The sequence below is a fragment of the Bradyrhizobium sp. I71 genome (assembly GCF_022354745.1).
Taxonomy (GTDB): Bacteria; Pseudomonadota; Alphaproteobacteria; order Rhizobiales; family Xanthobacteraceae; genus Bradyrhizobium; species Bradyrhizobium liaoningense.
Genome location: NZ_CP059398.1, coordinates 6,679,244 through 6,702,852 on the forward strand (window position 1 = coordinate 6,679,244; position 23,609 = coordinate 6,702,852).

At 63.3% G+C, this 23,609-nt stretch carries 20 protein-coding genes and 2 pseudogenes; 9 read left to right on the forward strand and 13 right to left on the reverse strand.

Annotated features, from left to right (window positions below; translation table 11 throughout):
* The gene (locus tag FJV43_RS31685) at positions 1–1,254 is read left to right on the forward strand and encodes a Zn-dependent hydrolase (RefSeq protein WP_239622937.1); all 1,254 of its coding nucleotides are present in this window, start codon (positions 1–3) and stop codon (positions 1,252–1,254) included.
* 61 nt (positions 1,255–1,315) lie between these two features.
* Here FJV43_RS31685 and FJV43_RS31690 read toward each other — a convergent pair.
* Positions 1,316–1,633, reverse strand: a pseudogene (locus tag FJV43_RS31690) (flavin reductase); the annotation flags it as partial.
* On the opposite strand from FJV43_RS31690, the gene FJV43_RS31695 reads away from it, so the two are divergent.
* Positions 1,551–1,793, forward strand: coding sequence for a flavin reductase (locus FJV43_RS31695; RefSeq protein WP_239622938.1), 243 nt, complete (start codon positions 1,551–1,553; stop codon positions 1,791–1,793). The pseudogene FJV43_RS31690 and the gene FJV43_RS31695 overlap by 83 nt on opposite strands.
* Before the next feature lie 439 nt (positions 1,794–2,232).
* Here the strand turns inward: FJV43_RS31695 and FJV43_RS31700 are convergent, their stop codons facing one another.
* The 12 genes from FJV43_RS31700 to FJV43_RS31755 form a co-directional block, all read right to left on the reverse strand.
* Positions 2,233–3,207 (reverse strand): tripartite tricarboxylate transporter substrate-binding protein, encoded by a 975-nt coding sequence (locus FJV43_RS31700; protein WP_239622939.1) that lies wholly within the window; start codon positions 3,205–3,207, stop codon positions 2,233–2,235.
* Between the two features lie 24 nt (positions 3,208–3,231).
* Positions 3,232–3,948, reverse strand: a complete 717-nt coding sequence (locus FJV43_RS31705) for a GntR family transcriptional regulator (protein WP_239622940.1) — start codon at positions 3,946–3,948, stop codon at positions 3,232–3,234.
* Positions 3,949–3,971: 23 nt separating this feature from the next.
* The gene (locus FJV43_RS31710; protein WP_239622941.1) at positions 3,972–4,712 is read right to left on the reverse strand and encodes an SDR family oxidoreductase; all 741 of its coding nucleotides are present in this window, start codon (positions 4,710–4,712) and stop codon (positions 3,972–3,974) included.
* A 24-nt stretch (positions 4,713–4,736) separates the two neighbouring features.
* Positions 4,737–5,507: an SDR family oxidoreductase gene (locus FJV43_RS31715; RefSeq protein WP_239629701.1), complete on the reverse strand. Its 771-nt coding sequence runs from the start codon at positions 5,505–5,507 to the stop codon at positions 4,737–4,739.
* Positions 5,508–5,522: 15 nt separating this feature from the next.
* A complete protein-coding gene (locus FJV43_RS31720; RefSeq protein ID WP_239622942.1) occupies positions 5,523–5,903 on the reverse strand; it encodes a carboxymuconolactone decarboxylase family protein in 381 nt (126 codons plus the stop codon).
* A 40-nt stretch (positions 5,904–5,943) separates the two neighbouring features.
* On the reverse strand, positions 5,944–7,182 hold the full coding sequence (locus tag FJV43_RS31725) for an ABC transporter substrate-binding protein (RefSeq protein ID WP_239622943.1): 1,239 nt from the start codon (positions 7,180–7,182) through the stop codon (positions 5,944–5,946).
* A 34-nt stretch (positions 7,183–7,216) separates the two neighbouring features.
* Positions 7,217–8,464, reverse strand: coding sequence for an ABC transporter substrate-binding protein (locus FJV43_RS31730; protein ID WP_239622944.1), 1,248 nt, complete (start codon positions 8,462–8,464; stop codon positions 7,217–7,219).
* 34 nt (positions 8,465–8,498) lie between these two features.
* The gene (locus FJV43_RS31735; RefSeq protein WP_239622945.1) at positions 8,499–9,206 is read right to left on the reverse strand and encodes an ABC transporter ATP-binding protein; all 708 of its coding nucleotides are present in this window, start codon (positions 9,204–9,206) and stop codon (positions 8,499–8,501) included.
* On the reverse strand, positions 9,193–10,962 hold the full coding sequence (locus FJV43_RS31740) for a branched-chain amino acid ABC transporter ATP-binding protein/permease (protein ID WP_239629703.1): 1,770 nt from the start codon (positions 10,960–10,962) through the stop codon (positions 9,193–9,195). The genes FJV43_RS31735 and FJV43_RS31740 overlap by 14 nt, the downstream gene beginning before the upstream one ends.
* 2 nt (positions 10,963–10,964) lie before the next feature.
* Positions 10,965–11,900, reverse strand: a complete 936-nt coding sequence (locus tag FJV43_RS31745) for a branched-chain amino acid ABC transporter permease (protein ID WP_239622946.1) — start codon at positions 11,898–11,900, stop codon at positions 10,965–10,967.
* A gap of 113 nt (positions 11,901–12,013) precedes the next feature.
* The gene (locus FJV43_RS31750; protein ID WP_239622947.1) at positions 12,014–13,408 is read right to left on the reverse strand and encodes an MmgE/PrpD family protein; all 1,395 of its coding nucleotides are present in this window, start codon (positions 13,406–13,408) and stop codon (positions 12,014–12,016) included.
* Between the two features lie 31 nt (positions 13,409–13,439).
* Positions 13,440–14,333, reverse strand: coding sequence for an NAD(P)-dependent oxidoreductase (locus tag FJV43_RS31755; protein ID WP_239622948.1), 894 nt, complete (start codon positions 14,331–14,333; stop codon positions 13,440–13,442).
* Between the two features lie 252 nt (positions 14,334–14,585).
* On the opposite strand from FJV43_RS31755, the gene FJV43_RS31760 reads away from it, so the two are divergent.
* The 7 genes and pseudogenes from FJV43_RS31760 to FJV43_RS31790 all read left to right on the forward strand — a co-directional run bounded on the left by FJV43_RS31760 (position 14,586) and on the right by FJV43_RS31790 (position 23,574).
* Positions 14,586–15,938 (forward strand): MmgE/PrpD family protein, encoded by a 1,353-nt coding sequence (locus tag FJV43_RS31760; protein ID WP_239622949.1) that lies wholly within the window; start codon positions 14,586–14,588, stop codon positions 15,936–15,938.
* 28 nt (positions 15,939–15,966) lie between these two features.
* Complete coding sequence (locus FJV43_RS31765) at positions 15,967–16,356, forward strand: carboxymuconolactone decarboxylase family protein (RefSeq protein ID WP_239622950.1); 390 nt, start codon at positions 15,967–15,969, stop codon at positions 16,354–16,356.
* A 27-nt stretch (positions 16,357–16,383) separates the two neighbouring features.
* The gene (locus tag FJV43_RS31770) at positions 16,384–17,193 is read left to right on the forward strand and encodes an N-acyl homoserine lactonase family protein (protein ID WP_239622951.1); all 810 of its coding nucleotides are present in this window, start codon (positions 16,384–16,386) and stop codon (positions 17,191–17,193) included.
* A gap of 129 nt (positions 17,194–17,322) precedes the next feature.
* Positions 17,323–17,586, forward strand: a pseudogene (locus tag FJV43_RS31775) (branched-chain amino acid ABC transporter substrate-binding protein); the annotation flags it as partial.
* 561 nt (positions 17,587–18,147) lie between these two features.
* Complete coding sequence (locus tag FJV43_RS31780; RefSeq protein ID WP_345946209.1) at positions 18,148–19,200, forward strand: NAD(P)-dependent alcohol dehydrogenase; 1,053 nt, start codon at positions 18,148–18,150, stop codon at positions 19,198–19,200.
* Positions 19,201–20,780: 1,580 nt separating this feature from the next.
* Positions 20,781–22,451, forward strand: coding sequence for an aromatic/alkene/methane monooxygenase hydroxylase/oxygenase subunit alpha (locus FJV43_RS31785; protein ID WP_239622953.1), 1,671 nt, complete (start codon positions 20,781–20,783; stop codon positions 22,449–22,451).
* 82 nt (positions 22,452–22,533) lie between these two features.
* A complete protein-coding gene (locus FJV43_RS31790) occupies positions 22,534–23,574 on the forward strand; it encodes a 2Fe-2S iron-sulfur cluster-binding protein (RefSeq protein ID WP_239622954.1) in 1,041 nt (346 codons plus the stop codon).
* Positions 23,575–23,609 lie beyond the last annotated feature (35 nt).

Genomic DNA, 23,609 nt, shown 5'->3' on the forward strand with positions numbered 1-23,609 from the left:
ATGACTAGCCTGCCTCTGATCAACGCCGATCGGCTCTGGACGCGGCTGATGGCGCTCGCCGAAATCGGCGCGACGCCGGCCGGCGGGGTCAACCGCCAGGCGTTGAGCGACGGCGAGATCGCCGCTTGGCATCGCGTCATCGGCTGGGCATGCGAGGCGAGCCTGACGCCGTCGACCGACGCTGCGGGAAACCTGTTCCTGACGCTGGCCGGCCGCGATCGCGGCGTGCCGCCGCTTCTCCTTGGCAGTCATCTCGACAGCCAGCCGACCGGCGGAAAGTTCGATGGTGCGGCTGGCGTGATGGCGGCACTCGAAGCGGTGGTCTCGCTCGCCGGCCAAGACGAGAAGCCTGCGCGCGACGTCATCGTCGTCGCCTGGATGAACGAGGAGGGCTCGCGCTTCGCGCCGGGCATGATGGGCTCGGAGGCCTTCACCGGCGAGCGCGACCTGGCCACGATCCGCATCGCACGCGATTCAAACGGCATCAGCGTCGGCGAGGCGCTCGATCGCCTGCACCAGGCGTTTCCTGATATGCCGCGCCGGCCGCTCGGCTTTGCCACCGGGGCCTATCTCGAACTGCACATCGAGCAGGGACCGCTGCTGGAAGCGGCCGCCTGCACGATCGGCGTCGTCACCGGCATCCAGGGCAAGAAGACGTTTCAGGTCGTGGTCGAGGGTGCCGAGGGCCATGCGGGCACGCTGGCGCAACAGGAGAGGCGAGACGCGCTCGCGGCTTTTGCGCGGATGGCGACCGCACTCCATGCCGAGATCGGCGGAATCGATGCCGACATCAAGTTCACCATCGGCCGGGTCGCCGTCGTGCCGAACGCACCGTCAGTGGTGCCTTTGCGCGTCAGCTTTAGCATCGATCTGCGCCATCCCGACAATGCGGTGCTGGATGCCGCGGGCGCGCACATCGGAGCTCTTTGCCAGGAGAAGGCGCCGCCGTGCTCGGTTACGGTGACGCCGCTCGTCGACGCGCCGTCGAACGGATTCGATCCGCGCCTGCGCGCGCGCATTGCGGCGGCCGCGCGTGAGCAGGGGTATTCCGCTATGGCGATCCTCTCCGCCGCCGGTCACGATGCCCGTCATCTCGCCAAGGTCTGCCCGACCGCGATGATCTTCATCCCGTGCCGCGACGGGGTGAGCCACGTCGAGCACGAATGGGCCGAGCCCGATCATGTCGCCGCAGGAGCATCCGTGCTGGCACAGGTGCTGCGCGAACTCGCATTCGCGCCTGTTATCGAGGCATGAGGACGTCAATGCAAGATGTGACCCCTCGGGACTATCGTGACGCGATGGCCTGTCTCGGCGACCACGCGGCTGCGGCGAAGCGTTCCTCGGCCGGCGCCTTGCCGCCGAACAGGCGGGACAGCGGCTCGTGCCGGGCCGGGAGCACGTTGACGCAGACGACTTTATTGCGCATCACGCTGGCATAGGCGAAGGAGCCGCGGTTGATGCAAACCAGAAGAGTTGGCGGATCGTCGGTGACGCTGCAGATCGCGGATGCGGTAAGTCCGGCGCGGCCCGCGACACCGTCGGTCGTAACGATGTTGACGGCAGCGACACTCGCAACAGGGGCGCCGGTGCTCGCTGACTGTTCCGTTGCGTTCGATTGCCGGATTGCCGACATGGTCAATGTCGGGACGCATGACGTGCTGTTTTGCCGCGTGGTAGCCGTGCAAAGATCCGGCTGCACGGACAATCTGATCAATTTCGGTCGAGCCTACCACACTGTCGGGGTGACCAGTCCGGCTGGGGCTGGAGCCGAAACCGCTCTTCGCCGATCCTAATGGGGAGCGCGTGTGTATCGCCAACCGTTTCAACAGCCTCTACGCCATGGGCAGAGATCATCGCCCGAGCAAGCCTATCCCTTGCGGGGGATGTCGGCGGTCGCAGCTGGCTATCGTCGCTTCAGAAATAGCCATCGACGTGCAAAGGTCGGCACATTATCTCGTGGGCCACACGGCGACTGTCTCTTGAAGCGTGCTCTATTTGGCGATCTTTGGCTGGAGGTGGCCCAAATTAGCCCATGATGGACTGGAACGAGAGTTTAAGTCTTTCAATCGGTTAGAAGGCGATGTGTGCACGACGTTTGCACCGGGGGATCAAGAAAAATCATGCGGCAGCCAACGTGATTGCTGGCCAATAGCGAACCTGATGTGTTCAACGCGGATTATCGTCACTTGTGTTTTATCCGAAAGCCTCTCTTCGATCCCTTGATGGTGAAATCTACTGTGGCTCGATCCCCGCGGCCTTGATGATCCGTCCCCACTTGCCGATCTCGGCTTTCAGGAAAGATTCGAGAGCTTCCGGCGTTGCGCGCGCGGGCTCAACCGGCGCCATGCTGAGCTCGGCAAAGCGGCCGATCAAGGCCGGATCCTTGAGCGCGGTCCGGAGCGCGCCGACCAGATGGTCGACCACCGGCCTAGGCGTGCCGCGCGGCGCGTAGAGGCCGTACCAGGTCGTGACGTTGAACTCGGGAACGCCGGCCTCTGCCGAGGTTGGCACGTCAGGCAGCGTTGCGACACGTGTCTTGCTGGTGATGGCATACCCCTTGATCGTCTTCGACTGGATGTATGGCGTCGGCCCTGTCGCGGGATCGCAATAGACGTCGATATGGCCGGCGATGACGTCGTTCAGCGCCGGTCCGCCACCCTTGTAATAGATCTGCGAGAGCTTCGTGTCGGTGGCGCTCATGAACATCAGGCCGCATAGCTGTGAGGCCGAGCCGAGCCCGACATTGCCGAAAGTCATCTTGTCACCCTCGCTTCGGATCCGAGTGATCATCTCGCTCAAATCCTTCGCCGGAAAATCCGGCCGCGCCACCAGGATCATCGGCACGTCAGTGACGAGACCGATCGGGGCGAAGTCACCGACGGGATCAAACGGCAGTTTGGCGTAGAGGGCAGGGGCCGTGGCCTGGCCGACATGCATCAGCAGAAGCGTGTAGCCATCAGGAGCCGCCTTGGCGACGCGGTTGGTGCCGAGCGTGCCGCCGGCGCCGACGACATTCTCGATGACGATGGACTGTTTCAGCGTTGCGCTCATGGCGCTGCCGAGGATGCGCGCAATGACGTCGCCGGGACCGCCGGCGGAGAAGGGCACGATCATCGTGACCGGGCGATTGGGATAGTTATCCGCGATCGCGGCGCCACAGGGGTAGAGCAGGAAAAACAGGATCAGCGATCGTACGAGATACGTCATCGAACACTCCCTGGCGGCATTGTTCTAGTCGTCGGAAGGCGCCGCCTCCTTGGCCGTCGACGATTTTTCGATCATGTCGAGCGCGGCCACGGCGGCCGCATTGATGTGGTCGACGCAGCAGCGCTCGGCGAGATCCGGATCGCCGCTCTGGATCGCGCGCCAGATCGCGGTGACCTCGCGCAGGCTCTTGTTGATCCGTTTAGGCTGCGACATTGATGTAATCCGCAGCAGTTGAATTCGGTCGTGCAGCGGCTTGAGCATGCGCTCGATGAAGGCATTGCGGCAGCCGCCGATCAGCGCCGCGTAGAAATCGGTCTTGGCTTCGAGGCATCCGACGAGGTCTTGCTTGGCCGCCGCCGCCTTCAGCCGTGTCAGGGCATCCCCGATCCGGCGCGCGACGTCCGGGTCGTGAAGCCTGGCGCATTCGCGGCCGGCGAAGCCTTCGAGCACCGCGCGTGCGGCGTAGAGCTGCCGCGCCTCTTCGAGGCTGATCGTGGACACCACGGGGCCGCGGTGCGGGACCATCCTGACCAGCCCGTCGGCTTCGAGCGCACGCAGCGCTTCGCGGATCGAGGGACGGCTGACGCCCATCATCTCGCAGAGCTCGCGCTCGACCAAGCGCTGGCCCGGCTTCAGCGTTCCCGACATGATCGCCGCACGCAGCTTCTGCGCCACCATCGCCCGGACGGTCGGGACGTCGTCGATGCGGAGTGTCGACTGCAATTCGCGGCGTCTTTCCATGTTCTGATCCTGTTCGGGAAAAATCAGTACCGGTTTACAGGCAGAATCATCATTTCGGCAATTTGAACGTGGGCGGGCTGGTCGAGGGCGAACACGATCGAACGGGCGATATCGGCCGGATCGAGCGCCATCCTGAACTGGTCGAAATAGTCCCTTTCCTTCTGCTGATCGCCGCGGTAGCGGGTCAGGATGATGTTGGTCCGGGTCAGGCCGGGCTGAAGCTCGGTGACCCGGATCGCGGTTTCCGCGAGTTCGCCCCGGAGGGTCTCGGTGAACATGTGCACGCCCGCCTTGCTGGTGCTGTACGCGGCCATGTCGGGCACGATCCGCACCGCGTTGATGGAGCTGATGTTGACGATATGGCCGGCGTTGCGCTGGACCATCTCAGGCAGGATCGCGCGGGTGACGCGCATCAGGCCGATCAGATTGGTCTGGATGATGTTGGACCAGTCGTCCGCGGAGCCGATGTCGAAGCGGGTCCGCCCGCCGATATCGTGGCCGGCATTGTTGATGAGGACGTCCAACGGTTTGAAATGACCGGGAATGGCGTCTGGCAGGCCATCCACAGCCTTCGCGTCGCTGATGTCGAGCTGGATCGGAAACACCGCGTCTCCGCCCGTCGCCGCCAGTTCCTGCAGCGCCTTGGCGTCACGATCGACCAGCACGACGCGGCGGCCGCTGTCCAGCAGCGCCCTGGTGATGGCGCGTCCCATGCCGCCAGCGGCGCCCGTCAGCACGGCGGTCTGGCCCGATTGTTCAGTCATCGCAGCACTCCCATTCCAGTGTCCTCATGCGACCGACCAGCCGCCGTCGATCGGCAGGCTGGCGCCGGTGATGTCGTTTGCGGCGGGACCGCAGAGAAAGACGACCATGGCGGCGACGGCATCCATTTCGACGAAGCGCTGCGTCGGCTGGCGCTCGCCGAGATAGTCGCGGGTCACGTCCTCGACGGGACGGCCGTTGTTTGCAGCAATGCCGGCGATCTTGTTAATGATCGCAGGGGTCGGCAGCGTGCCCGGGCAGAGCGTGTTGCTGGTGACGCCGCTGCGCGCTGTCTCGATGGCGACGGCGCGGGTCATGCCCAGGATGGCCGTCTTGGTGGTGACGTAGTCGATGCGGTCCTCGACCGCGCGGCTCGAATAGATCGAGCCCAGATTGATGATCCGCCCAAAGCCACGCCGCTTCATCGCTGGCAGCGCCAGGCGGATCAGATGGAATGGCGCCGACAGGTTAACGGCCAGCGCTTGCTCCCACCTCTCGGGCGGAAACAGCTCGATGGCGGAGAAATGCCTGACAACGGCGTTGTTGACCAGAATATCGATAGCGCCGCAGCGATCGAGCAGATCGGCCATCATGGCCTCGATTGCCTCGCGTTGGGATAGATCGGCACCGGCCGCGATAACCTCCACGCCGAAGCGGGCGCGCAGGTCATCTGCGGCCTGTTTCGGCTGAGCGAGGTCGTGCAGGACAATGTTGGCGCCCGCTCCGGCAAGGCCTTCCGCGATGGCGAAGCCGAGGCCCGCGGTCGCGCCGGTCACGAGTGCCCATTTGCCCTTCATCGCGATCACGCTCGATTACTTCTTGTCGAGCTCGGCGAAGACTTCCTTCGCGTTGCGGAACGCATCCACACCGGCCGGCACGCCGCAATAGATCGCGACCTGCATGAAGACCTCGCGGATCTCCTCCTTGGTGGCGCCATTGGCGAGCGCGCCGCGGACATGCGTCTTCAGCTCGTGCGGACGGTTGAGCGCGCAGAGCATCGCCAGGTTGAGGAAACTGCGGGTCTTTCGCGTCAGGCCCTCGCGTCCCCAGACGTAGCCCCAGCAATACTCCGTGGTGAGGTCCTGCATCGGCCGGTTGAACTCGTCGGCGGATGCGATCGCCTTTTCGACGAACTCGTTGCCGAGCACGCTCTTGCGGATTTCGAGGCCGCGGTCGTACGTCGCCTTGTCCATTGTGGTCTCCGTTTCTCTTTCGGCGTTGTCAGCTGTTAGGTCAGCTCTTGGGCCAGAACGGCTTTGCCAGCGCGAGTTCCGGCGGGAACACAGTCACCGGCACCCCGGATTGCCACTGCACGATGGTCATGCCGGCGCCGACGCGGCGGCCCTTCTCGTCGAACTTGATCTCGCCGAGCGGGTAATATTTCGAGGGCCCGCCATCCATGGTGCGTAGCGCTTCGCCGACGGCGACGCGATCGGCCTTGCCGGCCTTTTCCAGCGCGTCCTTGATCACCCACATGTCGCCATAGGTGGAGATCGCGTTCTGCGTCATCCACGGCTCCTTGTAGCGGGTCTTCAGTTCGGCGATCAGCGCCTCGTGGCCCTTGGCGCCCCAGCTGGCGACGCAGGTCAGGACGCCCTGGAGCAGTTCGGGGCTGACGGTCTGCAGCATGTCCGGCTCGGCGATCGCGATGCCGAACGAGATCGTCGGCACCTTGCCCTGGCCGAGGCCGAATTCGTTCATCTTCTCGAGCAGCAGTTTTGCGTCCGAGATCACTGTCGGCAGGAAGAAAAGCAGGTCGGGCTTGGCCGAACGGATCTTCTGCACCAGCGAGGTTGCATCGGCCAGCGGCGGCGTAAACGTCTCGTCGACGATCAGCTGCAACTGGTTTTCCGCCAGCAGACCCTCGCGCATCGCCTTGGCGGAGGCGATCGAGGCCCCCGTGTTGTCGGTGAGGATCGCGACCGTCTTCGGTCGCTTGCCCGCGGCCGTTTCCGCCAGCTTGATGATCTGCGGCAATGCCTGCTTGGCCTGCGATCCCGCGGTGGCCGCGGTCTGGAACACGTATTTGAATCCGCGCTCGGTGATCAGGTCGGAGTAGGAGAGGGTGAGCATGGGCAGGTTGGCGCGCTCCGTCACCTCGGTCACCGCGAGCGTGAAAGAGGAGAGATAGGCGCCGCTGGCCGCGACCAGATCGGTCTCCTGCGCCACCATGCGCTGCGCCGCGTTCTTGGCCTTCTCGGTGGTGTCGCCGGAATCGAGCACCACGAGCTTCAGCTTGGCGCCGCCGAGCGCTTTGACGCCGCCTTGCGCGTTGATGTGGTCGATCGCCATCTCGGCGCCCTCGCGCATCACCGTTCCCGGGCGGGCGTAGAGCCCGGAGATCGGCACAAGCAGGCCGACCTTCACCTCGGCAGGCTGCTGCGCCCAGGCAACACGGGATGCGATCAGCGTGCCGGAGGCGCCGGCCAGCAGCATTCGGCGAGAGATCGTGGTCTTGCTCTTTGCAGTCATGACGTTTCCCCTCCCTGAAAAATCGCGCGACGCTTTAGGATTTCTTCGGCCAGAACGGCTGCGCCTGCGCGAGCTCGGGCGGATAAACGGTGACTGGCACGCCCGATTGCCATTGCACGATGACGACGCCGGCGCCGACGCGGCGACCCTTCTCATCGAACCTGAGCTGGCCGCCCGGGTAATATTTCGACGGGCCGGCATCCATGGTGCGGAAAGCCTGTGCGACCGCATTGCGATCGGCCTTGCCGGCCTTCTCCAGCGCCTCCTTCATCAACCACATGTCGCCATAGGTCGAGATGACGTTCTGCGTCATCCAGGGCTCCTTGTATTTGGCCGTGAGCTCGGCGATCAGCGCCTCGTGGCCCTTCGAGCCCCAATTGGCGACGATGGTCATGATGCCTTGCACCGTCTCCGGGCTGACGCTCTGCAGCATGTCGGGCTCGGCGATGGTGATGCTGAAGGACACGGTCGGGATCTTGCCCTGGCCGAGCCCAAACTCGCTGATCTTCTCCAGGCCGAGCTTGGCGTCCGACACCGCATTCGGCATGAATAGCAGCAGATCGGGCTTGGCCGAGCGCACCTTCTGGATCAGCGGCGTCGCATCCGACAAAGGCGGGGTCCAGACCTCCTCGACCACGAGCTGGAGGCCTTCCTGCGCGAACAGCTTCTCCTTGAGCGCCTTGGCGGTGGCGACCGAGGTCGCGGTATTGTCCATCAACATCGCAACTGTCTTCGGCTTCTTGCCGGAGGCATTCTCGGCGAGCTTCATCAAGGTCGGCAGGCCGAGCTCGGACTGGCGGCTCGCGGTCGCGGCGGTCTGGAAGATGTATTTGAAGCCGCGGTCGGTCAAAAGGTCCGAATAGGACAGCGTCAGCACCGGCAGCTCGGCGCGCTCGGTGACCTCGGTGACCGCCAGCGTGAAGGAGGAGAGATAGGCGCCGGTTGCGGCGACCAGATCGGGCTCCTGCGCCACCATGCGCTGCGCCGCGTTCTTGGCCTTCTCGGTGGTGTCGCCGCAGTCGATCACGACCAGCTTCAGCTTGGCGCCGCCGAGCGCCTTGATGCCGCCTTGCGCGTTGATGTGCTCGATGCCCATCTCGGCGCCCATCTTCATCACCTGGCCGGGGCGGGTGTAGATGCCTGACAGCGGCACGATCAGGCCGACCTTGATCTCTGCCGGTCCTTGCGCGCGCGCCACGCCGGCGAGGCCGACGGCGGCGACACCGGACAGCACGGTCCGGCGCGTCAGGCCCGTCGATTTGCTCTTCGATATCCTGTTCATGTTGTTTGCTCCCTGATCCCTGTTTTTATGGTTGTCACATGCCGAGATAGGCCTTGCGCACGCGATCGTCGGCGCGCAGCGTGGCGTTGTTGCCCTGGAGCACGACGTGGCCGGCTTCGAGGACATAGCCGTGATCGGCGGATTCCAGCGCCTCCGCGACGCGCTGCTCGACCAGCAGCATGGTCAGCCCGGACTGGCGCCGGATCTCGATCAGCCGCTCGAAGATGAAGTCCGCGGTCGAGGGAGCGAGCCCCATCGAGGGCTCGTCCAGCATCAACAGCTGCGGCGAGGAGGCGAGGCCGCGGCCGATCGCGAGCATCTGCTGCTGGCCGCCGGACATCGTGCCGGCGAACTGGTTGCAGCGTTCCTTCAGCACGGGCAGCCATTCGAAGATGCGCTCGATATTGGCCTGCCAGTCGCGCCGGCCGCTTTCGGTCATCGCGCCCATTTCCAGGTTTTCCATCACGGTCAGGGACGGAAAGACCTGGCGTCCCTCGGGGACATGGGCGATGCCGAGATGGGCGCGCTGCGGCGGCGGCACCGCGAGCAGGTCGACGCCGTCGAAAGTGATCGACCCGCCGCTGGGCTTGACGATGCCGGAGATGGTCTTGAACAGCGTGGTCTTGCCGGCGCCGTTGGGGCCGACGATGGCGACGAACTGGCCGGCACCGACGTCGATCGAGACGTCGTTCAGGACGGGCTTGGCCGAATAACCCGCGCTCAATCCCTCAATTCGCAGCATGGCCCACCCATTTCTTGCCGAGATAGGCCTCGATCACCCGACTGTCGCGCGTCACCACCTCGGGCAGGCCCTCGGTGATGACGGCACCGTGGTCGAGCACGAGGAAGCTGTCGACCAGGCGGACCATGGCCTGCATGGTGTGCTCGATGATTGCGATGGTCATGCCGTCGCGCGCGAGCTGCTGGATCACGGCGACGACCTCGTCTGCCTCGCCATGGCCGAGGCCCGCGAGCGTCTCGTCGAGCAGCAGGATGCGCGGCTGACCGGCAATCGCGCGGGCCAGCTCCATCAGCCGCAACTCCTTGGTGGAGAGCTCGCCGGCGACACGGTCGGCGACGGCGGAAAGCCCGACGCGGGCGACCGCATCGGCGGCAAGCTTGCGGGCTTCGTCGTCGGTGCGTGCGCGGACATAGGCGCCGACCACGACATTGTCGAGGATCGACATGCGCAGGAACGGTCGCATCACCTGGAAGGTGCGGCCGATGCCGGCCTCGCAAATCACATGCGGCCGCTGGCCCGACATGTTGCGGCCGTCGATCAGCACCTCGCCCTGGCTCGGCTTCAGGAAGCCGTTGAGGAGGTTGAACAGCGTGGTCTTGCCGGCGCCGTTCGGGCCGATGATGCCGAGGATCTCGTTCTTGTGCAGCTTGAAGCTGACGTCCTGCACGGCCTTGAGGCCGCCAAAGGAGCGCGACAGGTTCTTGACCTCGAGCATCACTTCACCCTTGGCGGCGCGCTGACGCGCAGCCGGTTTCAGCGTCGTGACGTTGGCGACAGCTTCCGCTGTATCGCTGACCGATGCCTTGGGTGCAGTGCGCCTGCGCAGGAGATCGCGCAGCTTCCAGAACAGGCCTTCCGGCGCCATCAGGATGACGCAGACGATGGCGAAGCCGAAGATCACGCCCTGGATGCCGGGAAAGCGAGCGCCGGCTTCGGCGTGCAGGATCTCGGCGAGGGGGATCAGGATCACCGAGCCGATCACCGGTCCCCAGACCGTGCCGACGCCGCCGAACATCGCAACCGTCAGAGCCTGCGCCGACACCAGCATGCCGAACACTGATTGCGGCGTCACGACCAGCAGCACCTGTGCATAGAAGCCGCCGATCGCGGCGGCAATGGCGCCGCTGAGCGTGATCGCGCGCAGCTTCCAGGCCAGCGTGTCGATGCCGGCGGCCTCGGCCGCGGCCTCGTTCTGCTTGATCGCGAGCAGCGCCATGCCGAAGCGGGAGCGCTCGATCAGTTGCGTCAGCACGATGGTGCCGAGCATGATAGCCAGCCCCAGCAAGGTGTAGACGTGAGGATCGGTGAACTGCATGAAGGCGATCGGCGCATCGCGCTTGATCGGAAGCGTCACCTCCTGGAAGCCGAGCCATTCGAACACGTAGAGAATGGCGAGCGGATAGGCGAGCATCGCCAGCGCGAAGTAGTGGCCCTGCAAGCGGAAGGTCGGAAAGCCGATCAGGAGCCCGGCGATGCCGCCGAGCATGGCGGCGACCGGAATCAGCAGCCAGGGCGAGATGTCGAAATAGATCTGGCCGAGCGCGGTCACATAGGCGCCGATGCCGAAGAAGGCGGCGTGGCCGAACGAGATCAGGCCGGTATAGCCGCTGAGCAGATTCCACGACAGGCCGAACACCGCCCACACCGGCACCAGCGTCAGGATCAGCTGGTAGTACGAATTGGTGACGCCGAGCGACACGACGGCGTAGACGAGCGTAAAGAGGAGGGGAGGCAGAAAGGAGCGCATCCGGAGCATGGTCACGTCCTCTCCACCATCCGCCCGAAGAAGCCCTGCGGTCGGAAGAAGATGATGAGAAGGAAGACGGCGAAGATCGCGGCGTTCTGCAGCTGTGTCGGCAGGATCAGCGTCGACATCTGCTGGACGAGGCCGATCGTCATGCCGCCCCAGAAGGCCCCGATGATGCTGCCCATGCCGCCGAGCACGACGCCGGCATACATCACGATGACGTACTCGAGTCCGACAAAGGGATGGAACGGATAGTTGGTGGCAAGCAGGCCGCCGGCAATCGCGGTGATGCCGCAGCCGAGCGCGAAGGCGGTTCGGTGCGCGCGGTCGACGTCGATGCCCATATAGGTCGCGGCGGTCGGGTTGTCCGCGGCAGCGCGCAGCGACTTGCCGATCCGCGTTCGCGTGATCAGGAGCGAAAGCAGAGTCATGATCGCGAGCGAAACGATCGCGTCGATGCTGCGCGCCTTGTTGAGGAAGATGCTGATGTCGAGGAAGGGAACGAGCTCCCACGCCGAGCTCGAAAGCGGCGTGCGGATCGAGGCCAGAACGGATCCGAAAACGATGAGGCCGCCATTTTGCAGGATCAGCGCGATGCCGAGCGTCAGGATGAGCTGGGCGTAGTGACCGTCGCCTTCCAGCGACGCGGTGCGCGTGCCCGAGACGCGCGAGATCAGGGTCAGATGGACGAAATAGCCGAACACGGCGAGCACGGGTCCTGCCAGCAGGATGGCCACGAACGGCCCCACCGTGTTGCCGAACAGCGCCTGGATGCCGGCGGCGGTGAAGAGATAGAACGCGGCATACATGCCGAGCATCATGAAGTCGCCATGGGCGAAGTTGATGACGCGCATGACGCCGAAGATCAGGCCGAGCCCGACGCACATCAGGCCATAGACGGCGCCGATCAAGAGGCCCGCGGCCAGCGCTTGCAGAAATGCTTCCATCAGCCCCGCCTCCACGCGGCGGTCACGCAGGCTTGCCGGCGATCGCTGGCTGCTGACGATGCTAGACTGGTCTCGAAGTCGACCATGTTTCCCCCGTTACTCTTCGGCACTTCTTATGATGCCGATCGTAAAACCCGTTCCGGTGCGTCCAGACGGCATTGTGCTGCGATCGCGCCGGCATCGCCGAGCTGCTCGCAATCGTCGATGAGTTGCTCGAGCCGGTGCGCGCGGTCCTCGCCAAGCACGCGGCTAGCGGCGGCGCGGAAGCGCGCGCGAATATCTGATGGCGTTGCAGCGACGACGTCGGGCAAACCGTGCCGAATGGTCCGGCCGTCGCGCAACTGCACGGTCACCTCCGCGCCCTGCTTGCCCGGGAAGGCGGCGGTGAAAACGGCGTCTGCCTTCAGCTCCGTGACCGCAACCAGGCGGACGATGTCGGCATCATCGAGCCCGGCGTAGTTCTCTTCCTCGATCTCGCCCCGCGCCAGCGTCGCCGCCACGCTGAACGGGATGCTCATCTTGGCCTGAAGCGCGTTGCGATAGGGTCCCATGGAATCACAGCCGGGATAGCGAACCGCGGCGTCCGGCGCGCGGATGACGATCCGGTCGATCTCCTCCGTGCTGGCGAGCTCGTGCGCAACGCGAAGCGCCGCCTGCGCAGCAGTCTGCGCGAAATTGCAGGCGGGGACCGGCTTGTTGTAGACCGCCATGATCTCGCACGCGCCGTTGGGGAACAGCACGATGCTGTCGGGCGCGGCCTGGCGGCGATAGGCGGCGAACAGACCGGCTTCACCCTCGATGATCGTTTCCGAGCCGAACGCGCCGGCCGCGGCAAGGCCGATCGCCCTGATCGCGTTGCCCGCGGCAAACCCCGGGTGGAAATACATGTCCGAGCCGCCGGCGTGCGGCCATTCGTTGAGCCCGCCCGATGTGTTGGCCGCGATCGCAATGGCGCTGACTGCCTGATCCTCGGACAGGCCCAGCGCAAAGCTTCCCGCGAGCGCGGCGCCCAGAGGGGCCACGAGGCCGGTCGGGCGATAGAGACGCGCGAGGTCGGAGGTCAGCAGCGCGCGGCCGATCCGCGCGCCGGTCTCGTAGCCGATGATGGCAGCTGCGAGCAGCTTGGCGCCGTGCAGCGGCACCTGCTCGGACAGTGCAAGCAGGGTCGGCCAGATCACGACGCCGTGGTGTGCGATGCTGGCGGCATGCATGTCTTCGCGGACCAGGCCGTGCCCCATCACGGCATTGGCGAAGGCTGCGTCGGCCGGCGAGGAGAGCTGCGAGGTGCCGATGATGGTCGCGCCGCCGCAGCCATGCGCGATCGCAACGGCCTGACGGCTCCAGGGATGCTGGCCGGCTTCGAAGACACATGACAGGAAATCGAGCAGGCAGAGCTTTGCCTTGGCGACGACGTCCGATCCAAAATCACCGAGATCGATGGCAAGCGTGCTCCGCGCCATCTGGCGCGCGAGCGGTACTTTGCGTGATCCCGTCGGGCCGATCGTCATCGCGGGCTTCTCTCCCTGACAGCTTGCGCGATCAGCCGCGCATTTCTACCCCGGCCCACTCCTCGAGCACTTTTGCGATCGAGGTGAAATCGGATGACGCGCCGTATTTGGCATTGGTGATGGCGAGCATCTGCCGCACCACTGCGCCGCAGACCATCGGGACGCCCATTGCCTCGGCCTCGTCCACGCAGAGGCGGACGTCCTTGTAGGAGAGGCCGGTGGTGAAGCCGAAATCGAACGTGCCGGGCAGCACCGCGCGGGGGAATTTGTCTTCCGAGGCGCTGTTGCGGCCGCTGCTGGCGTTGATGATGTCGATCAGGACCTTGGCGTTGACGCCGCCCTTGACGCCCATCGCGACGGCTTCCGAGGTGATCACCAGCGCTGCGGCCGCCATCAGATTGTTGGCGAGCTTGGCGGTCTGCGCCACGCCGGGCTTGTCGCCGGTGTAGAACAGCTTGCCGAAATTCTTCAGGATCGGCTGCACCGTCTCGTAGGTCGCCCGCGGGCAGGACACCATCACTGCCAGCGTGCCGTTGACGGCGCCCTTGATGCCGCCACTCACGGGCGCGTCGACCAGCGTCATGCCCTCGGCCTTTAGGCCTTCGGCAACGAACTTCGCGGCGCCGGGACCCGAGGTCGACAGATCGATCACGATCTTGGCGCGGGTGCCGCTGCTGATGCCGTTCTCGCCGAGCATGACGGCCTTGACGATGTCGGGCGTCGGCAGGCTGGCGAGCACGATGTCGGCGCGCGAGGCGACGTCGGCCGGCGACTTGCCGAGCAGCGCGCCGCGCTTGACCAGCGGCTGGGTTGCCTCGGCCTGCGTGTCAAAGACGACGAGCGAATAGCCCGCGTCCATCAATCGTCCCGCCATGGGACCACCCATGCGGCCCGTGCCGATCACGCCGAGCGTCTCTCCCGCCATCGTTCACTCCCTGTCGCGCGGTCCCGTGACGGGCGCGCCTTCTTGACTTTCTGGTCGATCGTGTTCGGCGGCTGGCCATGCCGACCGCCGTCGTTGCGGCGAGGGGATCCCGCGCCACCGATGAGGATTGTTATGATTGTCAGACAAGCTGTCAAGCATAACATTTGGGGTCGACAGTTTGCCGCGGATCGGCTTAAGGTCGAAAGAAAGCGAGGAAAGACGTCCCGCGTGCCGCAAGATCCGATTCCGAGTGTGAGCAAGACGCTCGCCGATTTCGTCGCCGCTTCGTCATGGGCGGACGTGGAGGCGCAGAGTCACGAGGCGCGACGGTCGATTCTCAATTTCTTCGCGACGGCGCTGGGCTCTGCCCGCGACCCGGTGGTCGAGGCCGCGATGCGGACGTTGTCGCCATTCAGCGGCGTGGCGACTTCGACGGTCATCGGCCATACCGAGCGAATGGATGCGTTGTGCGCGTCGTTTCTCAACGCCATCTCGGCGAATCTGCTCGACTTCGACGACACCCATCCCGACACGATCATTCATCCGGCAGCGCCGGTCGCGGCGCCGGTGCTGGCGCTGGCGGAGGCGCGCAGGATGTCCGGGCGCGAGGTGCTGACGGCCTTCATCCTCGGTGTCGACGTCGAGTGCCGAATCGGCAATGCGGTGTCGCCGCACCACTACGCGCGCGGCTGGCACATCACCTCGACCTGCGGGATTTTCGGTGCCGCCGCGGCATGCGCGAAGCTGCTGGGCCTTTCGGCGGAAGGAGTTGCGAACGCCATCGGAATTGCGGCGAGCCAGTCGGCCGGCAATGTCGAGAACCTGCCGAGTGCCGCCAAGAATGTCAGCGTCGGCAACGCCGCGCGGAACGGATTGTTTGCCGCGCTGCTGGTGCAGCAGGGCTTTGAGGCCGCGCCCCGCGCCATCGAGGGGCCGCTCGGTTGGGCGCGCACCATGGGGGGTGAGCCCGATCTCGCGCGGCTTCTCGACGGTCTCGGCAAGACCTGGGAGATCGCCGAGAATACCTACAAGCCGTATCCGGCCGGCATCGTCTTTCACGCGGTAATCGACGCCTGTCTGCTATTGCGCGAGCGGATTGGTCGGCGCGCCGACCAGATCGAATCGGTGATCGTACAGGGCTCGGCGCTGCTGCTTGCCCGTGGCGACCGTCCCGTCAACAACGCGCGCGATGCGCGCGTCAGCATCCATCATTGCGTGGCGTGCGGCCTGTTGCTCGGCAGGGCCGGCGTCACCGAGTTCGAGCAGGAGACCGTGGTCCGGCCCGATATCGCGCAATTGCGGGGGAAGGTCAGGGCAGAGCTCGACCGCGAGATGCCGGATGGCGCCGCACGCGTCACCTTGCGCCTGTCGTCCGGCGATGTGCTCACGGAGGCCGTCATTTCGCCGCGCGGCAGCCAGGCTGCGCCGCTCTCGGACAGCGACATCGAAGAGAAGTTGCGCGACGGCGTGCGCACCGGTCGGAGCGACTGGGATGCGGACCGCGTCATCGACGCAATCTGGCGGCTCGATGCGGCCGATGACGTCGGCAATCTCATGCAATCGCTATGGCCGCCGCCGGCATTGCACCACAGAATCTCCAACTGAAATCTCTCAAGACCTGAAAGGGACGATCATGAGCAAGACCGAACTGTTCGAAAAGGGCCTCAAGGTTCGTAAAGAGGTGCTCGGCGAGGACTACGTCAACAAGTCAATCGCGGGTGCCGATGAGTTCACACGCACCATGGCGGAGTGGTCGACCGAGTTCTGCTGGGGCGCATTGTGGACGCGGCCCGGCGTAGACCGGCGCACGCGCTCGATCGTCAATCTCGCGATGCTCGGCGCGCTAAACCGCCCGCACGAATTGAAGCTGCACGTCAAGGGCGCCTTGAAGAACGGGCTCACCAAGGAGGAGATCAAGGAAATCCTGCTCCAGGTCGCGGTCTATTGCGGCGTGCCCGCCGGCATCGACGCCTTCCGCAACGCGCGCGAGGCCTTCAACGATGTCGACGCGGCCGGCTCCTGAGTACCTGTCCGCTCGATTGGAAGTCTCATGGCCGACCCGGACTACGAGCTCTTCGCCATCCGCTACGCCACGCGCGAGGCGCAGCGCAGCGAGCACTTCATCGGCGGCGACCCGCATGACGGGCCGATGCCGATGGACTATTTCATGTGGCTGGCGCGGGGAGGCGGGCGCACCTTCGTCATCGACACCGGCTTCAACGCGGACGTCGCCAAGCAGCGCAGGCGGACTTACCTGCGCTGTCCGGTGGAGACGCTGCGCGCCTTCGAAATCGATCCTGCCGACGTCAAGGACGTGATCCTCACCCATCTTCACTACGACCATGCCGGCAATTTCGACCGTTTTCCGAACGCGCGGTTTCATCTCCAGGAGCGCGAGCTGGCCTACGCCACCGGGCGATACATGCAATATCCGCGTCTGTCGCATTCCTTCGAGGTGGAGGACGTCTGTGGGATCGTACGGCTGAACTACGCGCGCCGGGTGCTGTTCTACGACGGCGATGCCGAGATTGCGCCGGGATTGACGGTCCATGCGGCCGGTGGACACTCCGCCGGCCTTCAGTTCGTGCGCGTCAACACGCGGCGCGGCCCCGTCGTGCTCGCCTCCGACGTCAGTCACTTCTACGAGAATATGACGAGCGAGCGTCCGTTCACGACGGCGTTTCATGTCGGAGACATGCTCGTGGGGTTTGACAAGCTGCGAGCCGCAGCGCCGGACGAAGATCACATCGTTCCCGGCCATGATCCGCTGGTGATGAAACGTTATCCGGCGCCAAGCCCGGACCTGGATGGCGTTGCCGTTCGCCTCGACTTGGCGCCGTTCGGCGCTGCTCATTCGTAGGACGCTGGTAAGGATGCGGCGGTGGTAGAGGCCGTCCGGTGCAATCAAGCAGCTCGAGGCCAACGAAAGTCTGCTTGGGGTCGGCAGCGTTCCGGAGGAACTAGCCACTATATGGGGCAAGAAGGAAAGCCCGACACGCGCATCGCCATCCTTTACCAGAATGATGACGCCGGAAAGGATTATCTTAAAGCAACAAAAGAAGCGCTCGGGGCTGCCGCAGACCAAGTCATTGCAGGCGCGGTGTCATTCGAGGTGTTGGATCCTACGGTCGATTCCCAGATTCTTACGTTGCAAGCGACCGGCGCGGACGCACTCATAATCTACGGGGTAACTCCCAAAGCCTGTTCGCAGGCTCTGCGAAAGCTGCACAAAATCAGCTGGCAGCCGATCCGCTAGAAGACGGCGTGTGCACCGCGAGATACAGAAAATTCATGGTGGGCAAACTGTGGATGTGATCTGCAGAGATCCAGTTCTGTCTCCAACCCTTGGGAGAGATCGTCGTAGTCGTTGTGCTTTCGAGTTGTTCAACTGCATTGGCCACCTGTATCGGCGCAAGTCAGCATCCGACATGGCGTTCGCCTTTCAGCTATCGCCAATAGAGACCTTCCCAACTTGAACTTGTTGGCCAGTCGGATAGGCGACGATCGCCATGAGACGCTGGTCCAGATGCGTACTGGCAACTCATGATCCGCACGATCTGGAGTAGACCCGCTTCAACCCACCGTACAACTTGATGCGGTCAGAACGCTTCAAGATCCTCTCCCGGACATCCCGAGCGGGCGCCCGAGATGCATCCGTTGAAGCGCGGGCGATCTACGGCTGCCACATCGACACGCGGCTTGTCGCCCGTTGAAACCGTCGTTTGCGCTGCAATAATAGATCCGCTGGCACGAAAAATGCTGAGGCGCCTCGGCGATGGCGAGCACGAAGTTCGCTGGGCAGACGGAGGACAACATGAGAGCCCAAGTATTGAGAGCGTATGATGAAGAGCTGTCCAACGACCAGTGGGTCAGCGAGGAGAAAGTGCCGGATCCCAAGCTGACCAAATCGACGGACGTCATCGTCCGTATCGGCGGCGCGGGCGTATGCAGGACCGATCTTCATATCATCGAAGGCGTCTGGAAGCCGCACATGGATCCGACCGGCGATAAACTGCTGCCCATCATCATGGGCCACGAAAATGCGGGCTGGATCGAAGAAGTTGGCAAGGAAGTTGATGGCCTGAAGAAAGGTGACCCGGTCATTGTTCACCCGAAGATCACCGGCGGCACGTGTCTCGCCTGTCGCCGTGGCTTCGACATGCACGGTCCCGGCACTTTTCCGGGTCTCGACTGCAACGGTGGCTACGCAGAATTCCTTTGCACCTCGGAACGCAACATCGTGCCGCTGCCGCGGACGCTTGCTCCGAAGGACGTGGCGCCCTACGCGGATGCGGGCCTTACGGCCTATCGCGCAATCAAGAAGGCCACGCGACACCTTCTGCCAGGCGAATCCTGCGTCGTTATCGGAGCGGGTGGCTTGGGCCACATCGGAATCCAGTGTCTCAAGGCGATGTGCGCGGCCGACGTTATCGTGGTCGACAAGTCCGAAGAGTCGCTGAAATTGGCCGAAAAGTCCGGCGCCGATCATCTTGTGAAAGCGGACGGCAACGAAGTGGCAGCAGTGCTGGCTCTGACTGCCGGAAACGGTGCGGAAGCGGTGATCGATTTCGTCGGGGAGAAGGGCACGACATCCAAAGGCCTGGCGATGACCCGTCCGATGGGCAGCTATTACGTTGTCGGCTATGGTGAGGACATCCGTGTTCCGACCGTCGACATGGTGATTACCGAGAAGAACATCATCGGAAATTTGGTCGGCACATGGGCCGAGCTAACGGAGTTGATGGCGCTCGCGGATCGAGGCTTGGTCGAACTCGCCACCGCCGAATATCGCCTCGCGGATGCAAACAAGGCGTTGCACGATCTCAACGCCGGCAAGATCCACGGACGTGCTGTTTTGATTCCTTGATTCAGAACCAGGTCATCCATCGCGAGAATGCGCTCCTCGCGATGGATTTGACGTCCTCTGGCTGTCCAAGCATTCGCGCAGACCACTCATGTTGCGGCGCAAACGCGAGGGTCGCACAGAGTCTCAGTTTGCGTCGTCGTCGCAATTTGCAACGCGACCGGTCTCAGGGCGATATCGCCATCCCCCAATGTTGCCCAGCTCCGTCTTCCGCTGCTCGGAAGACCATCCAAAAGAGGCCATCGAACGATCTGGCACGGCCGTTGCACACCTCCTGTGCAGGTACTCGCCGGCGAGGCGCACCGATACGGCCAAGAACGAGCCGCTTCGCCTTCAGGCGCACATCAGAGACAAACTCTTGCGCCTGGCGTCCGTATCCGCCGCGAGACATGGCAAGCCAGCACCATCGCCGACGCCGCACTTCGCGTGTGACCGCGGTGCTGTGTGAAAGCTCGGAGAACTATTCACGCGATATCAACAGGAGGCCGGAATGGGCAAGAGCTCCAAGAATCCACACCACGGTTTAGCGAGTTGCTGCGCCGTCTGCGGCGGAACGTGTGACCTTATCCGTTACTGCTGCTGGCCAACGGCCCTTTGCTCCGGCAAGTGCGTCGACCGGTTCAGAGTACGTAGGGAGGCCGACCATAGATGGCTCCGCTGTTTGCGAGTCGCCTAGGTGTTCAACGATGACATGGTGGCATCGTCATGCTTCGCATTGGGAGGCGCCACGTGAGGTTCATTCTGGTAAACGGCAGGACGCCATGTCAAATAACGTTTTGCATGTTTTGCTGTGAGCCAATTCACGCAAGCTATCTGAGAGAATTCAGCACCGGACTGCCCTTTTGCGATCATGATTGTTACGCCCTCTATTCCGGCCGCTGGATGTCTCGAGCTGGGCAATCAAGGAATTCAACCGTTGTGGAAGACTATCGCTAGTTCGAGCGGGCGAACAAGGAGCCAGCTCACAATAACGCCGATCGCCAAGTGCGAAGCTGCACCGGTTGCCAGTCCCGACTAACGGCGAACAAAAACAATTTCAGCATCCAAGAGAGCCGACAGATCGATATTGCGACGCAAACGTTGCGGTGCAAAATCGCTGGCTATGCGCGCGCTGAGATTCTCATTCTGCAATTCGTGTCGCAAATTGCATCTCAGGCAGTTGCGACCCAAGCATGCGATGCCTCTGCCTTCGCCCGATCTTCCACTTACCCAATCAGAAATCACTTGGCCGGGCCCCAGGACGTGCTGGCACGCCCATTGCAAAGCTCCTGGGCACAACAACGCAGACTGCTCCGTCCGGGGCGAGCCGCGAAAAGAACGAGGGAAGGGGATGCTCAGCTGAAGGCGCGCTTCATGCGGGATGGGACAATTGCGATCGGCAGGCCGCTGGGTCCGAAGATCGTCCCTGATCATCCCCGGAGGGCTCCGCAGTCATCCTAGACCCTTGCCGATATCAAACGTCCGGTCGCGCGAGCGGCCGCGAGGTGGCCCGTAACGCACGGGTAAGCACTGCCCGGCTCGACGAGGTCCTCGGCAGGCGGAATATCGAAGTGGTCTCTGACCCGATCAGGAGGATAGGCTAGATGTCTGGAACTTTGACACTCAACAGGATCACCGCTCAGCGCGGCATTTCCGTCGGTGAGGCTGCAAAGAAGATTGCAGACCTCGGGTGGAATCCTTCCTACGTCCAGGAAGCGATGACCTTCCCCACGGACTACAAGATCGCGAAGGCGCCGAAGGATCCGATGAAGCAGGTCCTTCGCTCTTACTTCCCGATGCAGGAAGAAAAGGACAACCGCGTCTATGGCGCGCTCGATGCTGCCCTGCGCGGCGACATGTTCCGCAACGTCGAGCCTCGATGGGTCGAGTGGATGAAGCTGTTCCTGGCGATCATCCCGTTCCCGGAAATCTCCGCTGCCCGGTCGATGGCCATGGTCGGACGCCTTGCGCCCGGCGAAGATCTCCGCACCGGCTTCACCATGCAGATGGTCGACGAGTTTCGTCACTCGACGATCCAGATGAACCTGAAGAAATGGTATATGGAGAACTACATCGACCCGGCGGGGTTCGACATCACCGAAGAAGCGTTCGGCAAGTGCTACGCCACCACCATCGGCCGTCAGTTCGGTGAAGGCTTCATCACCGGTGACGCGATCACGTCAGCGAACGTTTACCTGACCGTGGTTGCCGAGACCGCGTTCACCAATACGCTGTTCGTCGCGATGCCATCGGAAGCCGCCCGCAACGGCGACTATGCGCTGCCGACCGTCTTCCTCTCGGTTCAGTCGGACGAGAGCCGCCATATCGGCAACGGCCACTCGATGCTGATGTCGATGCTGAAGGAGCCGGAGAACCATCTGCTGCTCGAGCGCGACATGCGCTATGCGTTCTGGCAGAATCACGCCATCGTCGATGCCGCGATCGGAACCTTCATCGAGTATGGAACCACCAACCGCGACAAGACCAAAGAGTCTTACGCGGAGATGTGGCACCGCTGGATCTTCGAGGATTATTATCGGACCTACATGCTGCCGCTCGAAAAGTACGGCATCAAGATCCATCATGACGACGTGCAGACCGCCTGGAAACGGCTGACCGAGAAGCACTACGTCCACAAAGTCGCGCAGTTCTTCGCGGTCGGCTGGTCGGCGAACTTCTGGCGCATCGAGGCTCAGACCGACAAGGACTTCGAATGGTTCGAGCACAAGTACCCGGGCTGGTATGCTCAGTTCGGCGAATTCTGGAAGTGGTACGATAAGCTGTCGTACCGCGGCCAGACCAACATTCTGTTCAACGGCGATGTCGGCTATGTCTATCCGCATCGTTGCTGGTCGTGCCTGGTGCCTTGTCTGATCCGAGAGGACATCGTCACAGATGAGATCGACGGCGAGCTCTACACCTTCGCCCATGAGATCGATCGCTGGACGGCGGTGGAAGCTTTCGCCGGCGAGTATCAGGGGCGTCCGACCCCGGCGATGGGACGGTTTAGCGGCCGTCGCGAGTGGGAAAGCGTCTATCACAATGTGGACATCGCCGATGCCATCAAGGATCTCGGCTTCGTGCGTACGGACGGCAAGACCCTGGTCGCCCAGCCGCACCTGCGCTTCGACGAGAAGGAGATGTGGACGCTCGACGATGTCCGCGGCCACATTCTCAAGAGCCCGCTGCTCACCCTGCGGGAGATGAGCCCGGCCGACCGAGAGGCGCACCTCGCCGACTATCGCAAGGGATTCACGATCAATCCTTGCAACTAAGCGAAGCGGAAGGAGCCGGCTCTGGCTGGCTCCTTCCCGCCCCCCTGAGCAAATCTGCTAGCCTTGGTTTGAGGAGGCCCCTATGGGCGCGCCTGCTAATGTCGTTCGCCTGCAACCGGTAGGAATAGAGTTCGAGGTCGAGGAGAACGAAACCGTTCTCGACGCCGCGTTTCGCCAGGGCATCGCGCTGCCGCACGGTTGCAAGGAGGGACAATGCTCGGCGTGCAAATGCGTGCTCACCGGCGGTGATGTAGAGCTGAAGAAATACTCGACCTTTGCCCTTAACGAAATGGAGCGCGGTCAGGACTATATCCTGTTGTGCCGAACATTGGCCTACTCGGATCTTGAGGTGGAACTCCTCAACTACGACGAGGAGGTGCTGTCCAAATCAATTCCGGTAAAGGATTTCACCGGCACGGTGACGGGCGTCTCCGCGCTGACCCACGATATCAGGTACCTCGAGATATCGCTGGAGCAATCTCTGAAGTTCTGGGCGGGTCAATATGTCGACATCACGCTCTCGGGGACAGAGACGATTACGCGCTCGTTTTCCATGGCAAATTCGCCGGGCGAAAGCCAAAAACTCTCATTTATCATCAAGAAGTACCCGAACGGACGCTTCTCCTCCCGGCTCGACGGAAACCTCGCCGTCGGAACGAAGGTCGGAATCAAGGGACCGTACGGCACCTGCTTCAGACGAGAAAACAAAACCGGAGCCATGATCCTGGTTGGCGGCGGCTCCGGAATGTCGCCGCTGTGGTCGATCCTGCATGATCACCTCAACTCCGGTGAGGTGCGTCCCGTACATTTCTTCTACGGGGCTCGCACGCAAAACGACTTATTCTATCTCGATCGTTTCGCCGGACTGTCCGAGAAGCATCCGGAGTTCAAGTTCGTGCCGGTACTTTCTCATTCGGCCGACGACGCGACTTGGCACGGCGAAAAAGGCTTCGTGCATGAGGCCGTCGGGGCACACCTGCGCAGCTCAGGCTATGGCGAGGACGTCGACGTTTATGCCTGCGGGCCATCGCCGATGATCGAGGCGCTGACGCCAGTGTTGCAGATGAATGATGTCGAACCGGAGCGTGTCTTCTTCGACAAGTTCACACCGGCCACCAACTGAGACGTTCTGCGTGTCGACCCAACGAATGTAGAGCC

What these genes read in the sequence shown, in the direction of transcription:
- FJV43_RS31705 (WP_239622940.1), bottom strand. Translation starts at nt 3,948, where the DNA reads ATGGAAAGACGCCGCGAATTGCAGTCGACACTCCGCATCGACGACGTC.
- FJV43_RS31745 (WP_239622946.1), bottom strand. Translation starts at nt 11,900, where the DNA reads ATGGAAGCATTTCTGCAAGCGCTGGCCGCGGGCCTCTTGATCGGCGCC.
- FJV43_RS31755 (WP_239622948.1), bottom strand. Translation starts at nt 14,333, where the DNA reads ATGGCGGGAGAGACGCTCGGCGTGATCGGCACGGGCCGCATGGGTGGT.
- FJV43_RS31715 (WP_239629701.1), bottom strand. Translation starts at nt 5,507, where the DNA reads ATGAAGGGCAAATGGGCACTCGTGACCGGCGCGACCGCGGGCCTCGGC.
- FJV43_RS31735 (WP_239622945.1), bottom strand. Translation starts at nt 9,206, where the DNA reads ATGCTGCGAATTGAGGGATTGAGCGCGGGTTATTCGGCCAAGCCCGTC.
- FJV43_RS31700 (WP_239622939.1), bottom strand. Translation starts at nt 3,207, where the DNA reads ATGACGTATCTCGTACGATCGCTGATCCTGTTTTTCCTGCTCTACCCC.
- FJV43_RS31710 (WP_239622941.1), bottom strand. Translation starts at nt 4,712, where the DNA reads ATGACTGAACAATCGGGCCAGACCGCCGTGCTGACGGGCGCCGCTGGC.
- FJV43_RS31685 (WP_239622937.1), top strand. Translation starts at nt 1, where the DNA reads ATGACTAGCCTGCCTCTGATCAACGCCGATCGGCTCTGGACGCGGCTG.
- FJV43_RS31725 (WP_239622943.1), bottom strand. Translation starts at nt 7,182, where the DNA reads ATGACTGCAAAGAGCAAGACCACGATCTCTCGCCGAATGCTGCTGGCC.
- FJV43_RS31780 (WP_345946209.1), top strand. Translation starts at nt 18,148, where the DNA reads ATGAGAGCCCAAGTATTGAGAGCGTATGATGAAGAGCTGTCCAACGAC.
- FJV43_RS31750 (WP_239622947.1), bottom strand. Translation starts at nt 13,408, where the DNA reads ATGACGATCGGCCCGACGGGATCACGCAAAGTACCGCTCGCGCGCCAG.
- FJV43_RS31740 (WP_239629703.1), bottom strand. Translation starts at nt 10,962, where the DNA reads ATGCTCCGGATGCGCTCCTTTCTGCCTCCCCTCCTCTTTACGCTCGTC.
- FJV43_RS31765 (WP_239622950.1), top strand. Translation starts at nt 15,967, where the DNA reads ATGAGCAAGACCGAACTGTTCGAAAAGGGCCTCAAGGTTCGTAAAGAG.
- FJV43_RS31770 (WP_239622951.1), top strand. Translation starts at nt 16,384, where the DNA reads ATGGCCGACCCGGACTACGAGCTCTTCGCCATCCGCTACGCCACGCGC.
- FJV43_RS31785 (WP_239622953.1), top strand. Translation starts at nt 20,781, where the DNA reads ATGTCTGGAACTTTGACACTCAACAGGATCACCGCTCAGCGCGGCATT.
- FJV43_RS31730 (WP_239622944.1), bottom strand. Translation starts at nt 8,464, where the DNA reads ATGAACAGGATATCGAAGAGCAAATCGACGGGCCTGACGCGCCGGACC.
- FJV43_RS31720 (WP_239622942.1), bottom strand. Translation starts at nt 5,903, where the DNA reads ATGGACAAGGCGACGTACGACCGCGGCCTCGAAATCCGCAAGAGCGTG.
- FJV43_RS31790 (WP_239622954.1), top strand. Translation starts at nt 22,534, where the DNA reads ATGGGCGCGCCTGCTAATGTCGTTCGCCTGCAACCGGTAGGAATAGAG.
- FJV43_RS31695 (WP_239622938.1), top strand. Translation starts at nt 1,551, where the DNA reads ATGTTGACGGCAGCGACACTCGCAACAGGGGCGCCGGTGCTCGCTGAC.